Genomic DNA, 7422 nt, shown 5'->3' with positions numbered 1-7422 from the left:
CTTGCAAATGATTGTCCTTTCCTTCATTTCTCTCCTATTACGAAGATTTTAAACAGGTTCTAAGAAAAATTTTGCCACCTGCGTCAATAAATAATCAAAGATTTAGCATATTTATCTACCCTCTATTCTATTACTTAAGTTAGACCACTTTTTTCTATTAATATTTTTTGTTTATAAAGATGAGCAGTTACTCATCACGCAGTTGATCTATGGATACAATACTACCGTTTGATAGTTTTTCAGTACACTTTTCACTTTTGTATTCTTTATCAGAGTCGATACTGATTTTGTCAAATATTAAAACATCTCCTGAAATTTTATCACGAAACTCACTAATAGCAAAAAACGGTATAGTAATTCGCTCTTGTTTTCCTTGAAAACTCAAACTGACGCTAAATTTATCCTCAGAAACTTTTAAATCATAAAATTGATGCTGTAATATAATAAGCATTTGAGTAGGGTATGACTTTTTCAAATGATCTGGCATGGTCACACCATTAAAATATGTGAAAAATAATATTTCTAAGTGAGGGATAAAACCATTACCTGATATAACATCTAAAGTCTTTTTGATAACTTGAAACTTAGCAGAATTAAGCAGTTTTTTGTAATCTGTTTGCTCCATATAACTTTCACATACGTAAATTTTGGGGGAACTTCTGTTACCCGGCGTTCCCTGAACCGTGCTTTAGTAATAAATTGGTTGTGCTAAATTAAGCAGCAACACAACATTCATTACTACCAGCAGCAAAGTTATCGTTTGCATTTAAATTATGAACTCTTAGCGGTGGTGTCTAACCGAGCAAAGCTACCATCTTTACTATGCATGTCGATCCTTATTCGTCCCCGTATAAATCAAAAAACATGGTGGAGACGCCGAGTACCGCCCTCGGGTCCAATACACCTATTACAAGGTAATTTTATTGCTATAGTACACAAAATGTACATAGCCATTATATAGCAACATTAAATAAATGTCAAGATATTATGACCTTAAGTTGATTTATTGCTAAAACAAAATTAATATTTCCAGTAAAAAATTCTGTGCTCTTAACCTGACACATATGGCTTTTTGAATACTCCCAATGAAAATATTTATAAATAAATATTTACTCTTCTTTTTTATTGTTTTTAGGTTTTTCTTGATCAACCATTTCTCCACCGATCTCTTTTATTTTTAGTATCAACGACTCTGGTACATACATGTCAATTACTTCTTCTGCTGTCACAAATAGAGCCTGATAAGAGTGTGAATTTATTATCCAATTAGGCAATATGTCTTCTGCTTCTATTTTATACCCCCCCTCTTTTTTGTCATATACTGTGTAGCAATATAAGTGCACAGCAAAAAATAATACATAAGAGAGCAATATTCCTTTAAGCACTCCGAGAAAGATTCCAGTAACTCTATCGATAAACCCCAACCTTATAGGTGATAATATGTACATTAGCCAGTTATTTATTATCATGAATATAAGATTAAGTATAATAAATACAGAGATTGTAGAAAGTATGTTTAGTGTAACTTTAGAATCAAAATATTTACTATAATTTGGAGCGAAAAAATCATAGTGATTAGCTGTCAGAAAGACCGATAAAAATAGAAACATTAGTGCGCATAGCTCTTTTATAAAGCCTCTAGTTACCGAGATTATTACGCATAGAACAACAATGAAGATAATTAGGCTATCGAAAAGCATGTTTTATATCTATATGGTTTTCGAGACATAATAGTTGTAAATAACAAGGTTGTAAAATTAATTGTATTTATGCTGCATCAATTGATCTAAATACCTAGCGATCATGTCAATTTCTAAATTCAAATAATCATTTACTTTGTTGTACTGAAAAGTTGTATTTTCCCATGTATAGGGAGTGATATTTACTGTAAATTCCTGATTAATAACTGAATTCACTGTGAGAGAAACCCCATCTAGTGTAACGGAGCCTTTTTTTGCAACAAATTTAATTAATTCTTGTGAGCATGATAGCTTGATTTCATGAGAATCTAAATTTCGCTCAATTGTTAAAATTTTTACTATCCCGTCAACATGACCCTGAACTAGGTGGCCATCGATCTTATCGCTTAATCTCATTGCTTGTTCGAGATTTATTTTTTTTCCTATTCTCCACGTATTTAAGTTAGCAACCTTCATAGTTTCTTGAGACGCTTGGACTGTAAATGTATCACTCATTATATCAACAACAGTTAAACACACACCAGAGCAAGCTATTGAATCTCCTTTATTTGTAGAGGATAAATTTTGTGTCTTGATATGGAAAATTTGATCAGAGTTGGAGTGAGTGGTAGTATCAGTTATAGTCCCGATATCCGTGATAATTCCTTTAAACATATGGTAAAAATAAATGATTTTACCATGAAAAATTTTTTACAACAACTTATTTCTATTTTGTTATAGTTAAAGTAATTCTGGTTTACCGACAATTTAAAAAACGACAAATTCGTCATCCCGCTACGTGTTAGCGGGATCTAGAGATACCGTGACGGTATGACGTAGGAAAACTGAGCCTGCACTAGCTATAGGCGCGAGAAAGGGGATCGTTTTCACTTACTTGTTCAATAGATTCTATAGAATATTCAGAATATATGAAATAAGCCAAACTCAGAACACATAATGCAGTTAATATTGGTAACCCTATGTTCAATGCTAGCCCAATACTTTCTCTTTTTTCTGGTGGCACTAATCCTTTTAACATTGACACTTTTCCTGATGGAAAATGCCATAAGCAAAGTGTTGATGCAGATGCTACTATTATAAATAGACAAAAATAAGCCTTTTTTGAGGAAAATACAGTTTTTAACGGTGATTTGAGTGCAATGTTAGTAGGCGGTAGAGTTTTAGCTTCATTTGTTGCTGGTGAAGGATCTTTAATTGGTAAAGGGTTTGTAGATTTATGAGGAGTGTTCTTATGTTGTGTAGGAGGTTGTTGTATATAAACACCTGAAACTAATTGCTCTTTTTTTCTATATACTTGTTTTTGTAAATATTCTTTACCTAAAAGTGAGTTACTAAGAGGTTGTGGCCTTTCGAGTATCTGTAATACTTCTGATATCTCGCCTGGCTCTAATATTGCATGTGATTGTTTATCTTGAAAGTAAACAATATTGAATACTGAGCTGAAAATATTGCAAAATGTTTCTGGATCTTGATTTTTGTATCCACTCATCACTTCAATAAATATTTTATCGAGTTTTTCCCCCTGTGCTCAATTTGGTTATCTATCATAGCTACTCTAGCATCATTTCGTGCTTGTTTTATGGTAGATTGTTTTTCTTCTTCTGGTAGTTCTTGAGATTGCTTTTTCGATTTTTTTCTATTAGCTTTAAAATACTCTGTGTGCGAAGTAGTTTGACCTACATTCTGTTCTGCTTCTTGAGGTATTAGATTTCCTATACTACTTGGATCCATGTCTCTTTTTTTCTGGTCAAGCGCTGGAATGACACCAAATGGTATATTGTTGTTCTGTATAGAAAGTTTTGGTGTTCTTAAAAGGGATAACCTTATTACATCATTAAAAAAATTAGATAAGGGAAGGAAGATTCTGTATTTTGGTATATTAGCTTTTATTGCAGCAGTAACCACTGGAGCTTTACAATTTACTTTGCTTGCTATGTTAAAGCCAAACGAGCCTGTAAATGGTACAATTTGTCTATTTTGTGCGTTTTTTTGCTTAGTTTCACTTTGTTCTTGTCTGTCTTTATTTTCTGCTTCTTTTACTTGTAGTGTATCTTGACTCTGTTCCTCATTTTCAGTTTTTTCTGCATGTTGTAGCTTTTCATTTAGAAATAACTCGATTTGGTACAAGTTGTCCAGGTTAATGTTTTCAACGTCTGTTTGTAGCGTTATCGTTGTGCCCTGCAGAAGGATTTGAGGCGGAGCACTATTTACGAATTCTTCCACAGTTTTATAACTGCTAGTTTTACAGTAGTTATTATATAATTCACTGCTTTCTTTGGGCACTTTTATGTTGACTGTAAAATTTTTTTCCCGGGAAAGGCAGATTTTGAAAAAATCAATTAAAGATTTTATTTGAAATGGTCTTATATTAAGGGTGTCTTTATCTGTTGCTGTTAGCTCAAATGAAAATTTTTGTATATTGCTTTCAATACTTCTCGAGCGAATAGCACTGATCTTAATTGTTTTGCTAGAAAATGCTTTACTTATGTTTCTGGATCTTTCCTTAAAGAACTTAGGTAAATCCTCTATTTTGTACTTATTATCAGTTTCAATGTCACTGTTGTGCATAGTTGATACAGCAAATTCATCAACGTAAAAGTAAATAAAAAAAATTAATTAGTCAATAAATTAATAATTAAAATGGGACAGTTTTTAGATTGTTGATGCTATTCAAGATTTTACTATAATTAAAGTTTAGGCCAGCGTTTCTAAGATGAATAAAGAGCTACTGAATGAAATACCTTCACTTGAAGATAAAGCGATCTCTGAAATTGAGAATGCTTCTTCTTTACAAGATTTAGAAAAAGTTAGGCTATCATATTTGGGAAAAAAGGGTGTAATTAAAGCTTATTTTGACAACTTAAAAGAGATAGAAGACGCAGGAAAAAAGCGCAATTTAGGCGAAGTTATCAACGTTTTACGTAATAAGCTAGATCAGCTTATAATGAATAAGGAGAATATACTAAAAGCCGAAGAAGTTAACTTTAAATTGCAGAACGAGGCAGTTGATATTACGTTACCTGCGAGGCCAGAAAAAATTGGCAAGGTCCATCCACTCAGTAAGGTTCTAAATGAAGTAAAGCTTATTTTTGCACATATGGGTTTTAAAGCAGTTGATGGCCCTGACATTGAAGATGAATTTCATGTATTTGATGCACTGAATACTCCAAGTCATCATCCTGCACGAGAGGAGCAAGATACCTTCTACTTAAAGAATAAAATAGATGATAAAAGAATGGTACTGCGCACTCACACCTCATCTGTACAGATTAGAACCATGGAAAAAACAAAAAAATTCCCAATTAAAATAGTAGCCGCAGGTAGAGTATACAGAAACGACTTTGATGCAACTCACACCCCTATGTTCCATCAAATAGAGGGGTTATATGTCGATGAGAATGTCAATATGGGCCAGTTAAAATTTACTATTCATCACTTCCTTAATAAGTTCTTTGGCGATAAAGGGCTGAAGATACGTTTTCGTAATAGTTTTTTCCCTTTTACCGAGCCTTCTGCGGAAGTGGACATAAGTTATAAAGGTAGTAAATGGATAGAAGTACTGGGATGCGGTATGACGCATCCAAATGTATTTCAAAATGTTGGAATAGACCATACTAAATACAACGGTTTTGCGTTTGGCATTGGTATAGAAAGGCTTGCAATGCTAAAATATCAAATTAGCGACTTGAGGAGCTTTTATGACAACAAAATCAGCTGGCTTGATCATTACGGTTTTCATTTTTCATCTTTAAGATAAGTGATAAATAAAGCTCATACTTTTATCATACTTGCTGCCGGGCATGGCAGGCGGATGAATTCAGATTTGCCTAAGGTTCTGCACGAAATAGGCAATTTTTCCATGCTTCAGCATGTCATTTATAATGCAAAACAGTTAAATCCTGAAAATATTGCTGTTGTAGTTGATCAGCCTTTAATTGAAAGACTAAAGTGCTTTGAGGATATACAGTTAATTACACAAGAATCAACACTTGGCACGGGAGATGCGGTCAAAACTGCGATGAGAAACCTAAGAGAATTGCCAGATTCAAGCATAGTTGTTGTGCAGTATGGGGATACTCCGCTCATAAAAAGCAGCACAATAACTAAAATGATTAGTTATTTAGAAGGCAAGGCTCTAGTTTGCCTAGGTTTTAGGACAAGCAATAAAGAATACGGTAGGTTAATTATTGAGAATGGTTCCTTAAGAGAAATCGTAGAAGCAAAGAGTGATAAAAATAATCATGAAGAATTTCTTGCAAATGCTGGAATAATGGTTGCATGTGCAAAGAATTTACGTGAATTGGTGGAGAAAATAGAGTGCAATAGCTCAACTCATGAATATTACTTGACCGATATAGTTTCCATTGCAGTGAAGAGTAATTTAAATGTCGGTTACGTTATTACCGGTGGAGAAGAAGCAACGGGAATAAATAACAGAAATGACCTTATAAAAGCTGAATTTTACTTTCAAGAAAATAAAAGAAAAATTTTTACCGACTCCGGAGTAACGCTTGTTGCACCAGAGACTGTTTTCTTTTCTCTTGATACGCAAATTGCCAGAGATTCAGTTATTTACCCATATGTTTTTTTCGGTACTGGAGTGAAAATAGAGTCTGGTGCGAAAATACTGCCATTTTCGCATTTAGAAAATTGCTTAATTAAAAGTAATGCTGAGGTCGGTCCATTTACCAGAATACGCGGAAACACAACAATTGGTAATAAGGCAAAAATAGGAAATTTTGTGGAAGTGAAAACAAGTGAAGTTGGTCAAAACACTAGAATAAAACACTTAAGTTATATAGGAAATGCTAAAGTAGGGCAGGAGAGTAATATAGGAGCAGGCACTATTGTTTGTAATTATGATGGGAAAAATAAACATGAAACGAATATAGGGAGCAATTGCTTTGTTGGCGCCAATAGCTCACTAATTGCGCCGCTTAATATTCATGATGAATCTGTAATTGCAGCAGGTAGTGTTATAGTTGAGGATGTACCAGAAAAAAGCCTTGCAATAGCAAGAGAAAAGCAAGTAACTAAGAGAATAAAGTAGTCTAATTTAATTATGTTGTTGTGTCATTTTTAATATTAGACTTCTTGCATAACCATATAACAAACTTTTATTGGGAATAGAAACAAAAAAACTTCCTTGACAAACTCCGCCAGCCCCCTTATCATAACAGCGAAGCTATTGTATTTGCTTTCGCCAATCTGCAGACTAAAAGGTAGGGATTACTTAATGTATCGGCGTCTTGTGTTTAATTTTTTGCAGTATATAGATACTGTATGTCTTTACAAAACTTCAAAAGATGCCAATACTCGACAGAGATAGTAAAAGACTAGCTGACTCGGGGGTCCCTTGTCTTTTTTTCTGCTTAGTAAATTTCTTAAACGTTTGCAGCGTAGGTTAGTTGCAATTAAAAGCAGCTGAATTTCGCTTGTCAAGCGTTTAAAACGTAAAAAACGCCAATATTTTAAAGCGGACAATAACCACGGGGCTTCTTTTGCCTTTTTTTCATTTGGTAAATTCCTTAATGTTTATGGCTAAACGACAATCGTCATCCCGCTGCTTGTTAGCGGGATCTATTGCTGAGATACCGCGAATGAATCGCGGTATGACGGTTCGCGGCGGTATGACGTAGGACTGCTGTCATCCCAGTGCGTGACACTGGAATGGCTTTGTTGCATCGCTCTTCGGATAGTAGGTAACGTACAATAAATTCAT

General features: G+C 34.0%; 5 protein-coding genes, 1 other RNA gene and 1 pseudogene. 2 read left to right on the top strand and 5 right to left on the bottom strand.

All coding sequences use genetic code 11. From position 1 onward, the window contains the following. Positions 1-187 precede the first annotated feature (187 nt). The 5 genes and pseudogenes from OZD61_RS01205 to OZD61_RS01185 all read right to left on the bottom strand — a co-directional run bounded on the left by OZD61_RS01205 (position 188) and on the right by OZD61_RS01185 (position 4268). A complete protein-coding gene (locus OZD61_RS01205) occupies positions 188-625 on the bottom strand; it encodes a ClpXP protease specificity-enhancing factor SspB (protein WP_274979547.1) in 438 nt (145 codons plus the stop codon). A 23-nt stretch (positions 626-648) separates the two neighbouring features. Further along, positions 649-985, bottom strand: a transfer-messenger RNA (tmRNA) gene (gene ssrA / locus OZD61_RS01200). A 124-nt stretch (positions 986-1109) separates the two neighbouring features. Next, positions 1110-1700, bottom strand: a complete 591-nt coding sequence (locus OZD61_RS01195; RefSeq protein ID WP_274979546.1) for a CvpA family protein — start codon at positions 1698-1700, stop codon at positions 1110-1112. A 57-nt stretch (positions 1701-1757) separates the two neighbouring features. Continuing rightward, positions 1758-2354 (bottom strand): riboflavin synthase, encoded by a 597-nt coding sequence (locus tag OZD61_RS01190; protein ID WP_274979545.1) that lies wholly within the window; start codon positions 2352-2354, stop codon positions 1758-1760. A 181-nt stretch (positions 2355-2535) separates the two neighbouring features. Beyond that, positions 2536-4268 (bottom strand): annotated as a pseudogene (locus OZD61_RS01185) (hypothetical protein). 145 nt (positions 4269-4413) lie between these two features. Here OZD61_RS01185 and pheS point away from each other — a divergent pair. After that, a complete protein-coding gene (pheS, locus tag OZD61_RS01180; protein WP_274979544.1) occupies positions 4414-5457 on the top strand; it encodes a phenylalanine--tRNA ligase subunit alpha in 1044 nt (347 codons plus the stop codon). Next, positions 5458-6750 carry a bifunctional UDP-N-acetylglucosamine diphosphorylase/glucosamine-1-phosphate N-acetyltransferase GlmU gene (glmU, locus tag OZD61_RS01175; protein WP_265013942.1) on the top strand — a complete coding sequence of 431 codons (1293 nt, stop codon included), beginning with the start codon at positions 5458-5460 and terminating at the stop codon, positions 6748-6750. It begins immediately after the preceding gene. Positions 6751-7422: the final 672 nt, after the last annotated feature.

The organism is Wolbachia endosymbiont of Drosophila bocki (genome assembly GCF_028982005.1).
GTDB classification, from domain to species: Bacteria; Pseudomonadota; Alphaproteobacteria; order Rickettsiales; family Anaplasmataceae; genus Wolbachia; species Wolbachia pipientis.
This window is presented reverse-complemented; position numbering and strand designations above follow the sequence as displayed.